The sequence below is a fragment of the Streptomyces sp. NPDC005752 genome (genome assembly GCF_040630715.1).
Lineage (GTDB): Bacteria > Actinomycetota > Actinomycetes > Streptomycetales > Streptomycetaceae > Streptomyces.
Genome location: NZ_JBEXYB010000047.1, coordinates 16,755 through 32,806, shown reverse-complemented (window position 1 = coordinate 32,806; position 16,052 = coordinate 16,755). Strand labels below are relative to the sequence as shown.

Here is a 16,052-nt window from a genome sequence, read left to right as displayed (position 1 = left end):
AAGAAGCAGAACGTCTTGACCTCCCGCACGACCCGCCGCCGTACCGTCGCTGTCGTCCTTGCCGGCGGTACCGGGCAGCGCATCGGACTGTCCATACCGAAGCAGCTTCTGAAGATCGCCGGAAAGCCGATCCTCGAGCACACTCTGCAGATCTTCGAGGCTGCCCCGGACGTGGACGACGTCCTGGTCCTGATGACGCCGGACCACGTCGCCGAGGCCCGGCGGATCGTGGCCCGGGCCGGATTCCGCAAGGTGTCCCACGTCATCGCGGGCGGTACGACCCGGAGCGGGACCACCACGCTGGCCATCGAGGCGGCTGCTGCCCTCCTCGACGGCGACGAGGACTGCAACCTGCTGTTCCACGACGCCGTACGCCCGCTGCTGTCCCGGCGGGTGATCACGGAGTGCGTCGAGGCGCTGGAGCGCTACCGGGCCGTCGACGTGGCCATCCCCTCGGCCGACACGGTGATCGTGACGCGGACCCACGGTGACGACGGCGAGTTCATCACCGAGGTGCCGGACCGTGCCAGGCTCAGGCGCGGTCAGACCCCTCAGGGGTTTCGCCTGTCCACCATCCGGCGTGCCTACGAACTGGCGGCGGCCGATCCGCTCTTCCAGGCCACCGACGACTGCTCGGTCGTCGTGAAGTACCTGCCCGACGTCCCCGTACACGTGGTGACGGGCGACGAGTACAACATGAAGATCACTCAGCCGGTGGACGTCTTCATCGCCGACAAGCTGTTCCAGCTCGCTTCGACCACCGCCCCGGCGCACGGCGCCGAGGAGTTCTACCGGGACCGGCTGTCGGGCCGCACCGTGCTCGTCTTCGGTGGCTCGTACGGGATCGGTGCGGACATCGCCAGGATCGCCGAGGAGTACGGAGCCCGGGTCCACGCGCTCGGACGATCCACCACGGGCACCCACGTGGAGAACCCCGACCAGGTCGACGAGGCGTTCTCCCGCGCCTACGCGGAGACAGGACGTATCGACTACGTGGTCAACACCGCGGGCGTGCTGCGGGTCGGCCGGCTCGACGCCACGGACGACGCGACCGTCCGGGAGGCCATGCAGGTCAACTTCCTCGCTCCGGTGAACATCGCGCGCACGGCCTACAAGTACCTCGCGGAGAGCAAGGGACAGTTGCTGCTCTTCACCTCCAGCAGCTACACACGTGGGCGCGCCGAGTACAGCCTGTACTCCTCCACGAAGGCCGCCATGGTGAACCTGACCCAGGCGCTCTCGGACGAATGGGCCGAGGACGGGATCAGGGTCAACTGCGTGAACCCCGAGCGGACCGCCACGCCGATGCGGACGAAGGCCTTCGGCCAGGAGCCCGCCGGGTCCTTGCTCACTTCCGAGGAAGTCGCGCGCAGCTCCCTGGACGTCCTCCTCTCCGGCATGACCGGTCACGTGATCGACGTACGCCGCCAGGACCCGATGTCGCTTCCGGGCTCCGCCTTCGAGTCCGCCCTCTCGAAGGTGCTGACCCGCTCCGAGAACCAGGCGCTGTGAGCCGCACTCAGCAGTGCCACTGATCCAGGAGACACCTTGAAGATCGCCTTTCTGATGTACAGCGCCTACGGGCAGGCGGGCACGTCGGTCGCGACCCAGACCCTCGCCAACTCCCTCGCCGCACGGCAGCACGAGGTCGAGCTGGTCAGTGTGTTCCAGTACCACGACGCACCGCCGCTCCGGTACGCACCGGGCGTCGGACTCCGTACCCTCGTGGACACGCGGAACGGCTCCGCGGACCTGAAGAACCCGCAGCACTCCGTGGCGTCCGATCACTGCACGGGCTTCAAGGCCGATGACAAGAACCGCTACAGCCGGCTCATGGACGAGCGTGCCGCCGCCTATCTGCAGGGGACCGACGCGGACGTCGTCATCGCCACCGCGCCGAACACCATCGCGCTGCTGACCTCACTGGGTACGGGGCGGTACATCACCCTGGGCCAGGCCCACACCCACTACCACCACCAGACCGCCTCCTCGCGGAAGATGCTGGACGCCGCCATCCCCCGGCTGGACGGCTTCGTCACGGTCACCGCGAAGGACGCCCAGACGCACCGGGACGCGTACGGCGCTGTCGGGACGCTCTTCCACGCCATCCCCAACGCCGTCACCAGCACGTTCATGCGTGCGGAAGTCCGCGAGTCGCGCATCGTCACGGCCTCGGGCAGGCTCGTCGACTGGAAGCGGTTCGACCTCCTCGTCAACGCGTTCGCCCAGCTCGGCAGGAAGTACCCCGACTGGACCCTGCGTATCTACGGGAGCGGGGAGGAGAAGGCGAAACTGCGCAAGCTGATCGACAGCCTGGGCGCGAACGAGCGCGTGCTCCTCATGGGCCACACCAAGCATCTCCGCGAGGAGTTGGCGAAGGCGGCCCTGCACACCTCGACGTCGACGGACGAGACGTTCGGGCTGACCATCGTGGAGGCCATGACGTGTGGCGTACCCGTCCTCAGCACCGCGGGTCCGCACGGCCCGTCCGAGATCATCTCGGACGGCGTGGACGGCGCTCTGTCTCCGGTCGGTGACGTCGACGCTTTCGCCAAGAACCTCGACTGGCTGCTCGGGGACGCCGAACTGCGTGCGCGGCTCGGCGCCAACGCCGTGGAGAAGTCCCGGCTCTACAGCAACGAGTCACAGGCCCAGAGCTACGAGGCCTATCTCTCACAGCTGCTGACCGCACGCGACTACCGCCCGGAAGCCCTGTGCCGTGCCACGTCGGCGGGAGACCTGGAGTTCGTCATCGACCCCGCGCGTGCACCCGGTGAACGTTTCTCGGTGCTGTGCGTCAACGCGGCGGACGGCCGGCAGGCGCTGATGGCCGCCCCTGTGGAACACACGGCGAACGGACATCTGTACGCCTCCGTTCCGGCCAGGCTCCGCCTGACCAGCGGCACCTGGAACGTACTTCTGCGCCGCGAGGACGACGGAGTCATGCGTCGCGTACGGGTCACGGAGCTCCAGAGCTCGGCGAACTCCCTCATCTCCGCTCCCGCGGAGGCGAGCCCGGTGAGCTTCAGGTCGTTCACGCGCTCGGCGGACGGCGGGTACCTCCAGATCGTGTCCCGCGAGTTCCCCGCCCACGCGGAAGTGCTCTCCGTCGAGACGAACGGCTCCCATCTGGTTGTGCGGCTCTACGCGTTGGGTGTCACGGCCGCCCAGGGCGGGCCGCATGTGGATGCTGCGGGCCAGGGGGCCCAGATCATCGCCCAGAGCCGCAAGAACGCAGGCTCCTTCTTCGCCATACCCTGCGCGTTCTCGAACGGAGGCGCCAGCTTCACCATCGACCTCCAGCAGTACGCCGACAGGATGATCGACGTCGACACGATATGGGACCTCTCCTTGAGCATCCCGGAGAATCTCACCGTCTCGGGACAGTCGCACCGGCTCAGGCTCGGCCGCTTCGGCGACGACATAGTGCAGCGCAAGCCCGTCCACGTCTACGCGAAGCCGAACGTCACCACGGTGGAGGGCCGCTCGGTGACGTACAACCCGTACTACACGGACAGCAACTATCTCTCGATCGGGTTGAAGCTGATGTCCTGAGCCCCGTCGCCGGCACCTGCGGTCGCCATCCGGACGAGGGCGGGCTCGAGTGAGCCGCAACCCGGCTCGGCTCAGCTCATGTCAGACACGGACGGAAGGCTCCAGTGCGAGCCCGGGCTCGCGGTTCTGACGTGCGATACGCAGTGCGCCGTCCTCGTCCACCAGGGCGAGTACCACCCGGCCGTAGGCGTCGCAGGCGAGCGCGGGTCCGCCGACACAGTGTTCGCCGGTGGGTGACCACCACACTCCCCCTCCCTCGTTCTCCGTGCCGCACGCGGTGAGCATGACCTGACCGTCCGGGGCACGGTGGGCCAGCACGGTGCAGTCGTAGCCGTCGAGCGGGGCGCGCAGAGCTGCGACCGGATCGGGCGAGGAGGAGCCGCCCAGCGGGATCGCCCACGTCCCGGGGCGGTAGGCCACGATGCCGCCGGTGGCATCGTCCGCCCAGTAGTAGGTCACCCTGTCGGGCGCCGTCTCCAGTCCGACGGCGGTGCCCGGGGTGTGACCGAAGGGAATGTCCTGATCCCGCTGGTAGCTTCCATCGGGCTCGTGCTGACGCAGGTACAGCGTGGCCCCGCGGGTGGGAGCCAGGACCGAGACGCGTCCGGCTTCCGTGACAGCGGCCGCGGTCCCGTCGAGTGCGGGCTTGGCCTTGAGATCCTGCCAGGCGTGCCACGTGCCACCCGCCTTCTCACGACGCACCATCAGGCTGCCGCCCGCATTGCGCACGAAGACGTGGACCATACCGGAGGCACTGACCGCGGGCGTCGGTGTACCGAGCCCCGCCGCCTTCTCCTGCTCTGCGTGCGGATTGCCCAGTGAGTGCCACTGCGTCGCGGGGCGGCCCGACTGGAACTGGGTCGCGCTCACCAGATCGACGACGTCACCGCCGCCCCTGTGCACGGCTCGGCGGCCGACGAGGTGCACGAAGCCGTCCTGCCCCTGGACGACCGACAGGTAGGTCAGGCCCGCCACGGGAAGGAGCTCGGGCCCCGTCCACGACGTGCCTCCGGGGCGGCTCTCCGTCCAGCGCAGCACCCCTTCGGAGCCGAACGCGTACGCGGTGAGCCGGCCGTCCTTGCCCAGCACGAGCCACTGTCCACGTGCGGCCCCCAGCGCGCGGTGACGCGAGGTCTTCTGCTCATCGGCACCCTGAGCAGGGGCCCTCCCCTGGGCAGTGCGCCTCGATCTGACCGGCATGGCGTGAGGTCGTCCTTCCGCGAAGCTCCTCGGCCCCGTCCGGATCCGCTTGTGCGTCCCGGAACCCGGCAGGCCGGATGCGCTCATCATAGAATCTCCACCCGATCACCGAACACCAGGACCCATCACATACCGGTGTCGTCGACATGGTTCGGCGAGAAGGCTCATAAACATGGCTGGCGTGCACAAAGATGGAAGATCGGGCGAAGATTTACACAAGATTCGAAAGCTTGTCTATACTTCTCGGCCAGCCCCCCACATGCGTGGACCGGCCCCACCCGAGTCCCCAACTCCGCACCCAGCCCTCACGGGCCACAGAACAAGGGACTCGTGCAGGATGAGCCACGACGCCGTACCCCCGGGCCCGCGCGCCTCTCGACGGGCGGAAGCACCGAAGCGAGGGCGTAAGAAGGACGGCAAGCGCCGCCGCGGCCTCAAGATCACGCTCGGGGTGCTCCTCGTGCTGCTGCTCGCGGGCGGCGGCACGGCGTACTGGATGTTCAAGGATCTCGACAACAACATCAAGGGCGTCGACATCAACAAGGCGCTCGGTGAGGACCGTCCCGAGAAGCTCCCCACCACCGGCCAGAACCTGCTCGTCCTCGGCTCCGACTCACGCGCCGGGGCGGAGAACCAGGAGCTGGGCGGGGGTGGCGCCGTCGGCGGGGCGCGGTCAGACACCGCTCTGGTGGTGCACATACCCGAGGGCCGCACCGAGGCCGTCGCCGTGTCCATCCCGCGCGACACCCTGGTGACCAGGCCCGACTGCACGAAGTCGGACGGCTCGACGATGAAGTCCGCCGAGCGCGTCATGTTCAACTCGGTCTACTCGCAGGTCGGTCCGGCCTGTGTGGTGAAGACCGTGGAGAAGATGTCCGGGGTCCGCATCGACCACTACCTGGAGATCAACTTCGCCGGGTTCAAGGATCTGGTCGACGCGATCGGAGGGGTGACCGTCAAGGTCGAGGAACCGATCAAGGACGAGGCCTCGGGCCTCGACCTCACCGCCGGTACGCACAAGCTGAGCGGCACCGAGTCCCTCGCCTACGTCCGCACCCGGCACGGCGTCGGGGACGGCAGCGACCTCGGCCGCATCGGGCTCCAGCAGCAGTTCCTGCTCGCGCTGCTGACCGAGATCAAGTCGCAGGACCTGCTGGGCAGTCCGACGACCACGTACAAGATCGCCAACTCCGCGACCAAGTCGCTGACGACCGACGAGGGGCTCGCCTCCCTGACCTCGCTCAGTGAGTTCGCCCGCTCGATGAACGGTGTCGATCCCGCGTCGATGGAGACGATCATGCTGCCGGTCGCCTACGACAAGCAGGACCCGAACCGGGTGGTCGCCGCCGAGCCGCAGGCCGGCAGTCTCTGGAAGGCGATCCGCGCGGACGGCACGATTCCCGAGTCGGCGAAGAAGTCTCCGGCCACCGGCGGCTGACGACCGGCATCCTGAGGGGATGGAACCTCTGCGGACCTTGGTGATCGTCGACTCCGCCAACGTGGTGGGGTCGGTGCCGGACCAGTGGTGGCGGGACCGGCGTGGGGCGGCCGAGCGACTGCGGGACTCGCTGGTCCCGTACGCCGCCGGAGGGCTGCCGGGACACGCCGGTCCCGTCGAGATCGTGCTGGTCGTGGAGGGAGCCGCGCGCGGGATCGCGTCCGTGCCGGGTGTACGGGTGGAAGCGGCCCCGGGCAGCGGGGACGACCTGATCACCGATCTGGCCGCTGCCGCCCAAGGCGTACGGCCCTGCCTCGTCGTCACGGCCGACCGTGGGCTGCGGCAGCGGGCCGAGGCCCACGGGGCCCGCTGCACGGGTCCTCGTACGGTACGGCCGCTGCCGCCGTCGCGCGGCGCCTGACGGGGTCAGGAGGCCTTCGCCATACGGCTGTTGTGACGCCCGTACGCGAAGTAGATGATCACGCCGATCACCATCCAGATTCCGAACCGGAGCCAGGTCTCCGCCGGCAGGTTGAGCATCAGCCAGACCGAGGCCGCCACCGAGACGATCGGCAGCAGCGGCACCCACGGAGTGCGGAAGGCACGGTGGAGCTCGGGGCGGGTACGGCGCAGGACGATCACCCCGAGCGCGACGACGACGAACGCGAAGAGCGTGCCGATGTTCACCAGCGTCGCCAGCTCGTTGATGCTCGTGAAGCCGGCGACGATCGCGATGATCACACCGAGCAGGATGGTCGGACGGTACGGGGTGCCGAACCGCGGGTGCGTCACCGAGAAGAACCTCGGCAGCAGTCCGTCGCGGCTCATCGCGAAGAACACCCGGGTCTGGCCCAGCAGCAGGATCATGCAGACGGTGGTGAGGCCGACCGCCGCGCCGAAGCTGATGACTCCCGCGTAGAAGGGGTGCCCGACGGCCTTGAAGGCGTCGGCGAGCGGGGCGCTGACGGAGAGTTCGGAGTAGTTCTGCATGCCGGTCACCACGATGGAGACGGCGACGTAGAGCAGGGTGCAGATGACCAGCGAGGCCAGGATGCCGCGCGGCATGTCACGCTGCGGGAGCTTGGTCTCCTCTGCGGCCGTGGCCACCACGTCGAAGCCGATGAAGGCGAAGAAGACGATGGATGCGGCGGTGAAGATGCCCATGACGCCGAAGTTCGTCGGTTCGTAGCCGAAGATCAGCTGAACCAGCGGGGCGTCAAGGCCCGATCCCCCGGCCTGCTTCTCGGCCTCGGGGATGAAGGGCGAGTAGTTGGACGTGTCGATGAAGAACAGCCCGGCGATGATCACGATGCCCACGACCGCGAGCTTGATGGCGACCACGACGGTGGTCACCCGTGCGGAGAGCTTCATCCCGAGGACCAGGATGACCGTCAGGATCAGCACCAGGGCGAACGCCAGGATGTCGAAGCCGAAGCCGCTCGCCACATCGGGGCCGGAGAGCGCCTCGGGCATCGTCCAGCCGATGTTGTCCATCAGTGAGCGGACGTATCCGGACCAGCCGACCGCCACCACCGCGGTGCCCAGGGCGAATTCAAGCACCAGGTCCCAGCCGATGATCCAGGCGACCAGCTCGCCCAGCGAGGCGTAGGAGAAGGTGTACGCCGATCCGGCCACCGGGACGGTGGAGGCGAATTCGGCGTAGCAGAGGGCGGCGAGCGCGCAGACGACGCCCGCCGCGACGAAGGCGAGAGCCGTGGCCGGGCCCGCCGTCTCCTTGGCGACCTTGCCCGTGAGGACGAAGATGCCGGTGCCGATGATGACGCCCACTCCGAAGACCGTGAGGTCCAGCGCGGAGAGGGACTTCTTGAGGGCGTGCTCCGGTTCTTCCGTGTCGCGGATGGACTGTTCGACCGTCTTGGTCCGGAGCAGCCCTTTCCCGCTGGGGGGCGTGTCCTGCTGCGTGCTCACCGGCGTACCTCCACGCACTCGTCGTGCACGCCATGATTCGGAACCGGCCGCCCCGGCACGCCCCGTACGCCCCGATTTCACACGAATGGGCCGGTCGGACCACCCGAGTGGGGTGGGCGACCGGCCCGATGCGGTGCGGGTGGATCAGCCGCGACGGATCAGTCGCGGACGGGCTCCACGACCCGGCTCTCGTACCGGCCGTCGAGCTTGGCGACCAGACCGGTGACCTGGCGGGCGATGTCCGGTGCGGTCAGGCCGATCTCGGCCATGACCTCGCCGCGCGAGGCGTGGTCGAGGAACACCGGCGGGATACCGAAGTCGCGCAGCGGCACGTCGACGTCCGCGTCGCGCAGTGCCTGCGCGACGGCGGAGCCGACACCGCCGGCCCTGCTGTTGTCCTCGACCGTGACGACGACGCGGTGCTCCGCCGCCAGAGGGGCGAGCGCCTCGTCGACGGGCTTGACCCAGCGCGGGTCGACGACCGTCGTGGAGATGCCCTGGGCGTCCAGGAGAGTGGCGATCTCCAGGCACATCGGGGCCAGCGCGCCGACGGAGACCAGCAGGACGTCGGGCTCGTCCGTGTCCGCCGCGCGCAGGACGTCCATGCCGCCCACCGTGCCCACCGCGTGGACCGCGGGGCCCACGGCGCCCTTGGAGAAGCGGACGACGGTGGGTGCGTCGTCGACGTCGACGGCCTCGCGCAGCTGGGCACGGACCTGCTCGGCGTCGCGCGGTGCGGCGATGCGCAGGGTCGGCACGCACTGGAGGATCGACATGTCCCACATGCCGTTGTGCGAGGCTCCGTCCGTGCCCGTGACGCCCGCCCGGTCCAGGACGAAGGTCACTCCGCACTTGTGCAGGGCGACGTCCATGAGTACCTGGTCGAAGGCACGGTTCAGGAAGGTCGCGTAGACCGCGAAGACGGGGTGCAGCCCGCCCGTGGCAAGGCCGGCGGCGGAGACCGCGCCGTGCTGCTCGGCGATCCCGACGTCGTAGATCCGGTCCGGGAACGCCTCCTCGAACCTGCCGAGGCCGACGGGCTGGAGCATGGCCGCCGTGATGGCGACGATGTCCTCGCGCTCGTGGCCCAGCTTGAGCATCTCCTCGCCGAAGACCGAGGTCCAGTCGAGCCCCGAGGTGGAGATGGGCAGGCCGGTGTCCGGGTGGATCTTGCCGACCGCGTGGAAGCGGTCCGCCTCGTCCTCGAGGGCGGGGGTGTAGCCGCGGCCCTTCTGGGTGAGGCAGTGCACGATGACCGGGCCGCCGAAGCGCTTGGCGCGCTGGAGCGCGGACTCCAGGGCCTCGATGTCGTGGCCGTCGATCGGTCCTACGTACTTCAGCCCGAGGTCCTCGAACATGCCCTGGGGAGCGATGAAGTCCTTGAGGCCCTTCTTGGCACCGTGCAGGGTCTCGTACAGCGGCCTGCCGACGACGGGCGTGCGCTCCAGGAGGTCCTTGCCCCGGGCCAGGAACCGCTCGTACCCGTCGGTCGTACGCAGGGTGGCCAGGTGGTTCGCGAGGCCGCCGATGGTCGGGGCGTAGGAGCGCTCGTTGTCGTTGACGACGATGACGAGCGGGCGGTCCTTGGCGGCGGCGATGTTGTTCAGCGCCTCCCAGGCCATTCCGCCCGTCAGTGCGCCGTCGCCGATGACGGCCACGACGTGGTCGTCCTTGCCCAGTACCTCGTTGGCCTTGGCCAGGCCGTCGGCCCAGCCGAGGACGGTCGAGGCGTGGGAGTTCTCGATGACGTCGTGCTCGGACTCCGCGCGGGAGGGGTATCCGGAGAGTCCGCCCTTGCTCTTGAGCTTCGAGAAGTCCTGCCGGCCGGTGAGCAGCTTGTGCACGTAGCTCTGGTGGCCGGTGTCGAAGAGGACTTTGTCCTGCGGGGACTCGAACACCCGGTGCAGGGCGATGGTCAGCTCGACCACGCCCAGGTTCGGGCCGAGGTGGCCGCCGGTCTTGGACACCTCCTCGACGAGGAAGGTACGGATCTCCCCGGCGAGCTGGTCGAGCTGCTCGAGGCCGAGCCGGTCCAGGTCGCGCGGTCCCCTGATGCGGGTCAGCAGGTCCACCCGTGCCTCCTTGCTTGTGAGCTGGTCGAGCGTGTCGATCCGATGAGTCTAATGTTCCGCCGGCGGCACGGGTCATCGGGCGCCGTTTTCCGCCACGCCCCCGCGTGGTCCCGCCGGACGCGCGGGTGCCCGGCATCGCGAGGATGCCGGGCACGTGTGCGCAGGTCCGCAGGTGTGACGGTCAGGCGCGGCCTGCTGTCTTCTGCGTCTTGCGGGTGATGGAGTCGATGACGACCGTGACGAGAAGAACAGCGCCGGTGATCATGTAGTTGATCGGCGTGGCGATGCCCTCGAGGGCCAGGCCGTACTGGATCGAGACGATCACCATGACACCGAGCAGTGCGTTCCAGGTGCGGCCCCGGCCACCGAAGAGGCTGGTGCCGCCGATGACGGCTGCGGCGATGACGTTCATCAGGAGGTCGCCGGCGCCGGAGCCCTGGTTGGCCGCCGCGATCTTGGACGCCCAGAACAGGCCGCCGATGGCCGCGAAGGTGCCGGCGATGGAGAAGACCGAGACGCGGATCGCGGTGACGTTGATGCCCGCGCGGCGGGACGCCTCGACGCTGCCGCCGAGTGCGAAGATCTTCCGCCCGTAGGAGGTGCGGCGCAGGACGAAGTCCGTGCCGACCAGAACGATGAGGAAGAGGACCAGGGCGAGCGGGAGGCCGCGGTACTGGTTGAACATGAACGCGGCGCCGAAGGCGAACACCGCGAGGACGACGGTGCGGACCACGATGTCGACGAGCGGCCGCGCCGGGATGCCCGCGGCCTCACGGCGGCGGGTGTCGAGGAAGGCGGAGAGGAAGTAGCCGATCACCGCGATGGCGGCGAGGCCGTAGGCGGCGGCGACGTCCGAGAAGTAGTACGTGGTCAGACTGCCGACGACGCCGTCGCTGTCCAGGTTGATCGTGCCGGTGTCACCGAGCAGCTGGAGCATGAAGCCCAGCCAGAACAGCAGACCGGCGAGGGTGACGGCGAACGCCGGGGCGCCGATCCGTGCGAAGAAGAAACCGTGGATGGCGCCCATGACCGCGCCGCTGACGATGGCGACGAGTATGGCGAGCCACTCGTTCATTCCGTGCGTGACGCTGAGCACGGCGACGACCGCGCCCGCGACACCGCTGACCGAGCCGACCGAGAGGTCGATCTCACCGAGCAGCAGCACGAAGATGATGCCGACGGCCATCATGCCGGTGGCCACCATCGTCACGGCGATGTCGCTGACGTTCTTCGCGGAGAGGAACTCCGAGTTCAGGCTCTGGAAGACGACACAGATGATGATCAGGCCGAGGATCACGGGGATCGAGCCGAGGTCACCACCGCGCATCTTGCGCTTGAACTCGGTGAGGTAGCCGGCGAGGCCCTGCTCGCGCACGAGGAGCCGGGGGTCGACCACGGTGTCGGCGCCCTTGGCGGCCTCCGGGTTGACCACAGCGGTGGACGTCTTGTCGGTTGTCACTTCTGGGCCTCCGCGTTGCGCGCCGCACGACGGGTCACGGCGTTCTCCGTGGCACCCGTGATGGCGGAGATGATCTCTTCCTGCGAGGTGGTCTTCACGTCGAAGATCCCGTTGTTCCGGCCCAGCCGGAGCACCGCGACCTTGTCGGCGACGGCCTTCACGTCGGCCATGTTGTGGCTGATGAGGATGACCGCGTGGCCCCGCTCGCGCAGCCGCTCGACGAGGTCGAGGACCTGTGCGGTCTGCTCGACGCCGAGCGCGGCGGTGGGCTCGTCGAGGATGACGAGCTTGGGCTCGCCCAGCATCGAACGCGCGATGGCGACGGTCTGGCGCTGACCGCCGGAGAGCGACGCGATCGGGATGCGGACGCTGGGAATGCGGATCGACAGCGTGCTGAGGAGCTCGCGCGAACGGCGCTCCATCTCGACCTCGTCGAGGATTCCGAACTTGCGGAGCTCCCGGCCGAGGTAGAGGTTGCCGACGACGTCGATGTTGTCGCAGAGCGCGAGGTCCTGGTAGACGGTCGCGATTCCCAGGTTCTGGGCATCGTGCGGCTTGTTGATCTGGACCGTCCGGCCGTCCCACTCGATGACACCGTCATCGATGGGATGCACTCCGGCGATCGTCTTGACCAGCGTTGATTTACCGGCGCCGTTGTCACCCACCAGGGCGACCACCTCGCCGGAGTGGACCTCAAGCTCTACGTCGGTGAGCGCCTGGACGGCACCGAATCGCTTGGAGACCCCTCGCAACGCCAACACGGGCGTAGCGGACACGTGAACCATCTCCTTCGCCGCCTGACCCGGCGGGGATACCGCGCCTGGGGGGAGGCGCGGTGGTTGAGCAGAAGAATTGGGGAAGAGCGCCGAGTAGGCGTTCCGTCCGGCGCCCTGCCCGGTAGCGGGACAGTTGGTGGGCGGGGCGCCGGACAGGCTTCGGGTCCGCCCGGCCGGCCGCGAGGGCCGGTCCGGGCGGCTGGGGCCTACTTCAGGCCCGCGGAGGTGCAGGCGGCCTTGTACTTGGCCGTGCAGATCTCGTCGAGGGTGTAGATGCCGTCCTTGATGACGGTGTCCTTGATGTTGTCCTTGGTCAGCGAGACGACCGGGACGAGGACAGTGGCGATGCCCTTCGTGCCGGCGTTGTCGACCTTGGACGTGGCGATGGAGTCGAGCTTCTCGCCCTTGGCGAGCGCGACGGCCATCTCCGCGGCGACGATGCCCTCCTGCGGGTAGGGCTTGTAGACGCTCATGAACTGCTCACCGGTGACGATGCGCTGTACACCCGCGAGTTCGGCGTCCTGGCCGGTGACCGGCGGGAGCTTGGAGATACCGGCGGACTTGAGGGCCTGGATGATGCCGCCGGCCATGCCGTCGTTGGCGGAGTAGACGCCGTCGATCTTGTCCTTGCCGAGGGCCGTGATCGCGCCCTCCATGTTGGAGTTGGCGTTCTCCGGCTTCCACTCCTTGGTGTCGTACTCCTTGCCGTACGTCACCTTGCCGTCGAGCACCGACTTGGCGCCCTTCTTGAAGAGCGCGGCGTTCGGGTCGGTGATCGAGCCGTTCATCATCACGACGGTGGGCTTGGCGGCGTCGCCCAGGGCCTCCAGCAGGGCCTTGCCCTGCACGCGGCCGACCTCTTCGTTGTCGAAGGAGGTGTACGCGTCGATCGGGCCCTCGGCGAGGCGGTCGAAGGCGACGACGGGGATGCCCGCGTCCTTGGCCTTCTTGACGCTGTTCTCGATGGCCTTGGCGTCGACGGCGTCGACGATGAGCGCGTCGACCTTGTTCGTGATCATGGTGTCGACCTGCTGGGACTGCGTGGTGGCGTCCTGCTTGGCGTTGGCGTAGATGACCTTCGCCTTGCCGTCGGTCAGCTCGCTGACCTTCTCCTCGATGATCGGCTTGTCGAACTTCTCGTAACGAGCCGTGACGTTCTCGGGAAGGAGCAGGCCGATCTTGAGGTCGTCGCCCTTCTTGGCCGACTCGGAACTGGTCTTGTCGCCGGACTCCTTGGCGCTCCCGCAAGCGGCGAGAGAGACAGCCATGGTGGTGGCGGCAACGGCAACGGCGGCACGACGCATACGCGTGTTCATTTCGAACCTCCCTGACGAGGCCGCGACGTTGCGGCCGAGGTGGCTGGAAGTCAACTCGGCCGCGACGTCAGCGTCAAGGAGTAAATCCTTAACGAGATGACAACGGTGCCATTCGTTATCTAAGTGAAGGCAGGGGCCGCCGCAGGGAGGGTGCTGTCCAAAAGGGATGAATCCCCCATCTCGCTGAGTACGAGGGCCAGCGCACCCAGCACCTCGGCCCGCCCGCCGAGCGCCCCCGGAAGCACGGAGAGCTGCCGGGCCGCACTGGGGATGGCGTACCGCGAGACCGAGTCACGGATGGGACTCAGCACCAACTCCCCGGCCTCCGCGAGGGATCCGCCCAGCACGACCCGGCTCGGGTTGAGCAGGTTGCACAGGTTGGCCACCCCGCTGCCGATGTGCCTGCCGACGTCGCCGATGACCCGGCGGCAGCCCGGATCGCCCTCACGGGCCAGCTGGACCATCCGCTCCATGGTGAGATCGGCCCCGTGGCTGGGCTTCAGCAGCGGCAGGACGTACCGGGCCGCGGTGAAGGTCTCCAGGCAGCCACGGTTACCGCAGCGGCAGACGGGGCCCGCTTCGTCGAGGGTGATGTGGCCGATCTCGCCGGCCGTGCCGCCGGGCCCCCGGTAGATGTGCCCGTCGATCACCAGACCGGCGCCCACACCGCTGGCCACCTTGATGTACGCGAGGTCCCTGACGCCCCTGCCGGCGCCCCAGACGAGCTCACCGAGGGCCCCGAGGTTGGCGTCGTTGTCCACGTAGACCGGCACCCCCAGGCGTCCGGCGAGCTCCTGGCTGGGATTGATGCCCGTCCAGCCCGGCAGGATCGAGGTGGAACCCAGCGTGCCGGATTCGACGTCGATCGGCCCCGGCACGCCGAGGCCGACACCGATCACCTTCCCGGGGCTGATCCCGGTGGTCTCGACCAGGCGGTTGACCAGCTGTTCCGCGCGGCCGAAGCCCTGCGCCGACGAGGCGTCCACATCCAGCGGCTCTGACTCCTCGGCCAGCACCTGGTGAGCCAGGTTCCCGATGGCCACCCGAAGGTGGGTGTGTCCGAAATCCACTCCTATGACGATGCCCGCGTCCCCGCTCAGGGAGACGCTCCTGGCACGGCGCCCGCCCGCGGAGGTGGGGGTGACCTCGACCGTGCCGCTGTCCTTGAGCTCACGGACGATGTTGGAGACGGTGGCTGCGGAGAGGCCGGTGCTCCTGGCGATCTCGGCCTGGGTCAGGGACCCCGCCATCCTTACGGCACGCACGACCCGCTCAAGGTTGGCCCTGTGCAGAGATGTCTGCGACCCCGGAGTCTCCATCGACTCACTCACTCCCGCCGTATTCTCCAACATGTGAACTCTAAGATGAGCGTTTTGGGGTGGCCCCCGTCAAGACCTTGAGCAGTCGCAGCCTCCGATGAGCATGGGGCCTCCACATCCGGACAGCGAAGAATGCCCGGATAACCACGTGAACCGCCCACCGGCCGGGGCCGGTGGGCGGTTCACGGCCCGGTGGGCCTGTTCGTTTCCGGTGACCGGTGTTGCCCGGATGAAGCCAGCGACCGACTACCGCATGTCACCGATACGGGATGAACGGGGGCGCGCGGCACGGACCGGACTCCACCGGACACCGGCCCGCACTGCGCTCCACCACGTCCCGGACGCGTCAGCGCCGGGTGAACCGGGTGACGGTGACGCCGTTGTCGAACGAGGCCCGGTCGGCGACCTCGAAGAAGGTCGGGTCGAACTCCCCGTTGATCACCGGGATCCCGGACCCTGCGACGACGGGGTAGCTCTTGACCACCATCTCGTCGATCTCGGGCAGCAGCACACCCGCGAGGAGACCGCCGCCGCAGAGCCAGATGTCCTGGCCCTCCTCCCGCTTGAGGCCGCGCACCAGGCCGAGCGGGTCCTCCGGGACCACGGTGACGGCCGGGTCGATGTCGGGGGCCAGCGTGCTGGACACGACGTACTGGCGCAGGTGGGCGTAGGGACTGGTGAAACCGGCGTCCTTGCCGGGCAGGTAGCTGCCGAGTCCCATCAGTACGGTGTCGAAGCGCTGGTTGGGCGCGTCCTCCAGCCCCAATCCGGCGCGGGCGAAGGTGGGGACCGTCTCGGGGTAACGGGCATTCATCCACGAGGCGTAGGCAGCCGCCTGCTCCTCGTCACCCTGCGGATAGAAGTCGAACTCCCCGCCCGGTCCCGCGATGTAGCCGTCGATGGAGACGGCGACGTAGTAAACGAGCTTTCGCATGCGCACCCCGTTGCGTAGTACTCTGCCTGAAGTGGTTTGACCGTAGTACTACGG

The 16,052-nt window shown here is 68.4% G+C and carries 12 protein-coding genes; 4 read left to right on the top strand and 8 right to left on the bottom strand.

Features of this window, described 5'->3' with window-relative positions; genetic code table 11:
* The first annotated feature begins 15 nt into the window (after nt 1-15).
* A complete protein-coding gene (locus ABZ441_RS29960) occupies nt 16-1,512 on the top strand; it encodes a bifunctional cytidylyltransferase/SDR family oxidoreductase (protein ID WP_358979868.1) in 1,497 nt (498 codons plus the stop codon).
* Between the two features lie 36 nt (nt 1,513-1,548).
* On the top strand, nt 1,549-3,555 hold the full coding sequence (locus tag ABZ441_RS29955; protein WP_358979866.1) for a glycosyltransferase: 2,007 nt from the start codon (nt 1,549-1,551) through the stop codon (nt 3,553-3,555).
* Nucleotides 3,556-3,636: 81 nt separating this feature from the next.
* Here ABZ441_RS29955 and ABZ441_RS29950 read toward each other — a convergent pair whose 3' ends face one another.
* Nucleotides 3,637-4,755: a hypothetical protein gene (locus ABZ441_RS29950; RefSeq protein ID WP_358979864.1), complete on the bottom strand. Its 1,119-nt coding sequence runs from the start codon at nt 4,753-4,755 to the stop codon at nt 3,637-3,639.
* 337 nt (nt 4,756-5,092) lie between these two features.
* Between ABZ441_RS29950 and ABZ441_RS29945 the strand changes: the two genes are divergently transcribed.
* Both ABZ441_RS29945 and ABZ441_RS29940 read left to right on the top strand, forming a co-directional pair.
* Nucleotides 5,093-6,193 (top strand): LCP family protein, encoded by a 1,101-nt coding sequence (locus ABZ441_RS29945; protein WP_358979862.1) that lies wholly within the window; start codon nt 5,093-5,095, stop codon nt 6,191-6,193.
* A gap of 19 nt (nt 6,194-6,212) precedes the next feature.
* Nucleotides 6,213-6,614, top strand: coding sequence for an NTP pyrophosphohydrolase (locus tag ABZ441_RS29940; protein ID WP_358979860.1), 402 nt, complete (start codon nt 6,213-6,215; stop codon nt 6,612-6,614).
* A 5-nt stretch (nt 6,615-6,619) separates the two neighbouring features.
* On the opposite strand, the gene ABZ441_RS29935 is transcribed toward ABZ441_RS29940, so the two are convergent.
* The 7 genes from ABZ441_RS29935 to ABZ441_RS29905 all read right to left on the bottom strand — a co-directional run bounded on the left by ABZ441_RS29935 (nt 6,620) and on the right by ABZ441_RS29905 (nt 15,998).
* A complete protein-coding gene (locus tag ABZ441_RS29935) occupies nt 6,620-8,122 on the bottom strand; it encodes an amino acid permease (protein ID WP_358979858.1) in 1,503 nt (500 codons plus the stop codon).
* Between the two features lie 158 nt (nt 8,123-8,280).
* On the bottom strand, nt 8,281-10,194 hold the full coding sequence (gene dxs, locus ABZ441_RS29930) for a 1-deoxy-D-xylulose-5-phosphate synthase (protein ID WP_358979856.1): 1,914 nt from the start codon (nt 10,192-10,194) through the stop codon (nt 8,281-8,283).
* Between the two features lie 181 nt (nt 10,195-10,375).
* Nucleotides 10,376-11,653, bottom strand: coding sequence for a sugar ABC transporter permease (locus ABZ441_RS29925; protein ID WP_358979854.1), 1,278 nt, complete (start codon nt 11,651-11,653; stop codon nt 10,376-10,378).
* Nucleotides 11,650-12,438: an ATP-binding cassette domain-containing protein gene (locus ABZ441_RS29920; protein WP_205022229.1), complete on the bottom strand. Its 789-nt coding sequence runs from the start codon at nt 12,436-12,438 to the stop codon at nt 11,650-11,652. Before ABZ441_RS29920 ends, ABZ441_RS29925 begins: the two co-directional genes overlap by 4 nt.
* Before the next feature lie 197 nt (nt 12,439-12,635).
* Entirely contained in the window at nt 12,636-13,745 is a 1,110-nt protein-coding gene (locus ABZ441_RS29915) for a sugar ABC transporter substrate-binding protein (protein WP_358979852.1), read from the bottom strand.
* A gap of 119 nt (nt 13,746-13,864) precedes the next feature.
* Complete coding sequence (locus ABZ441_RS29910; RefSeq protein ID WP_358979902.1) at nt 13,865-15,064, bottom strand: ROK family transcriptional regulator; 1,200 nt, start codon at nt 15,062-15,064, stop codon at nt 13,865-13,867.
* Between the two features lie 346 nt (nt 15,065-15,410).
* Nucleotides 15,411-15,998, bottom strand: coding sequence for a dihydrofolate reductase family protein (locus ABZ441_RS29905; protein WP_358979850.1), 588 nt, complete (start codon nt 15,996-15,998; stop codon nt 15,411-15,413).
* Nucleotides 15,999-16,052: the final 54 nt, after the last annotated feature.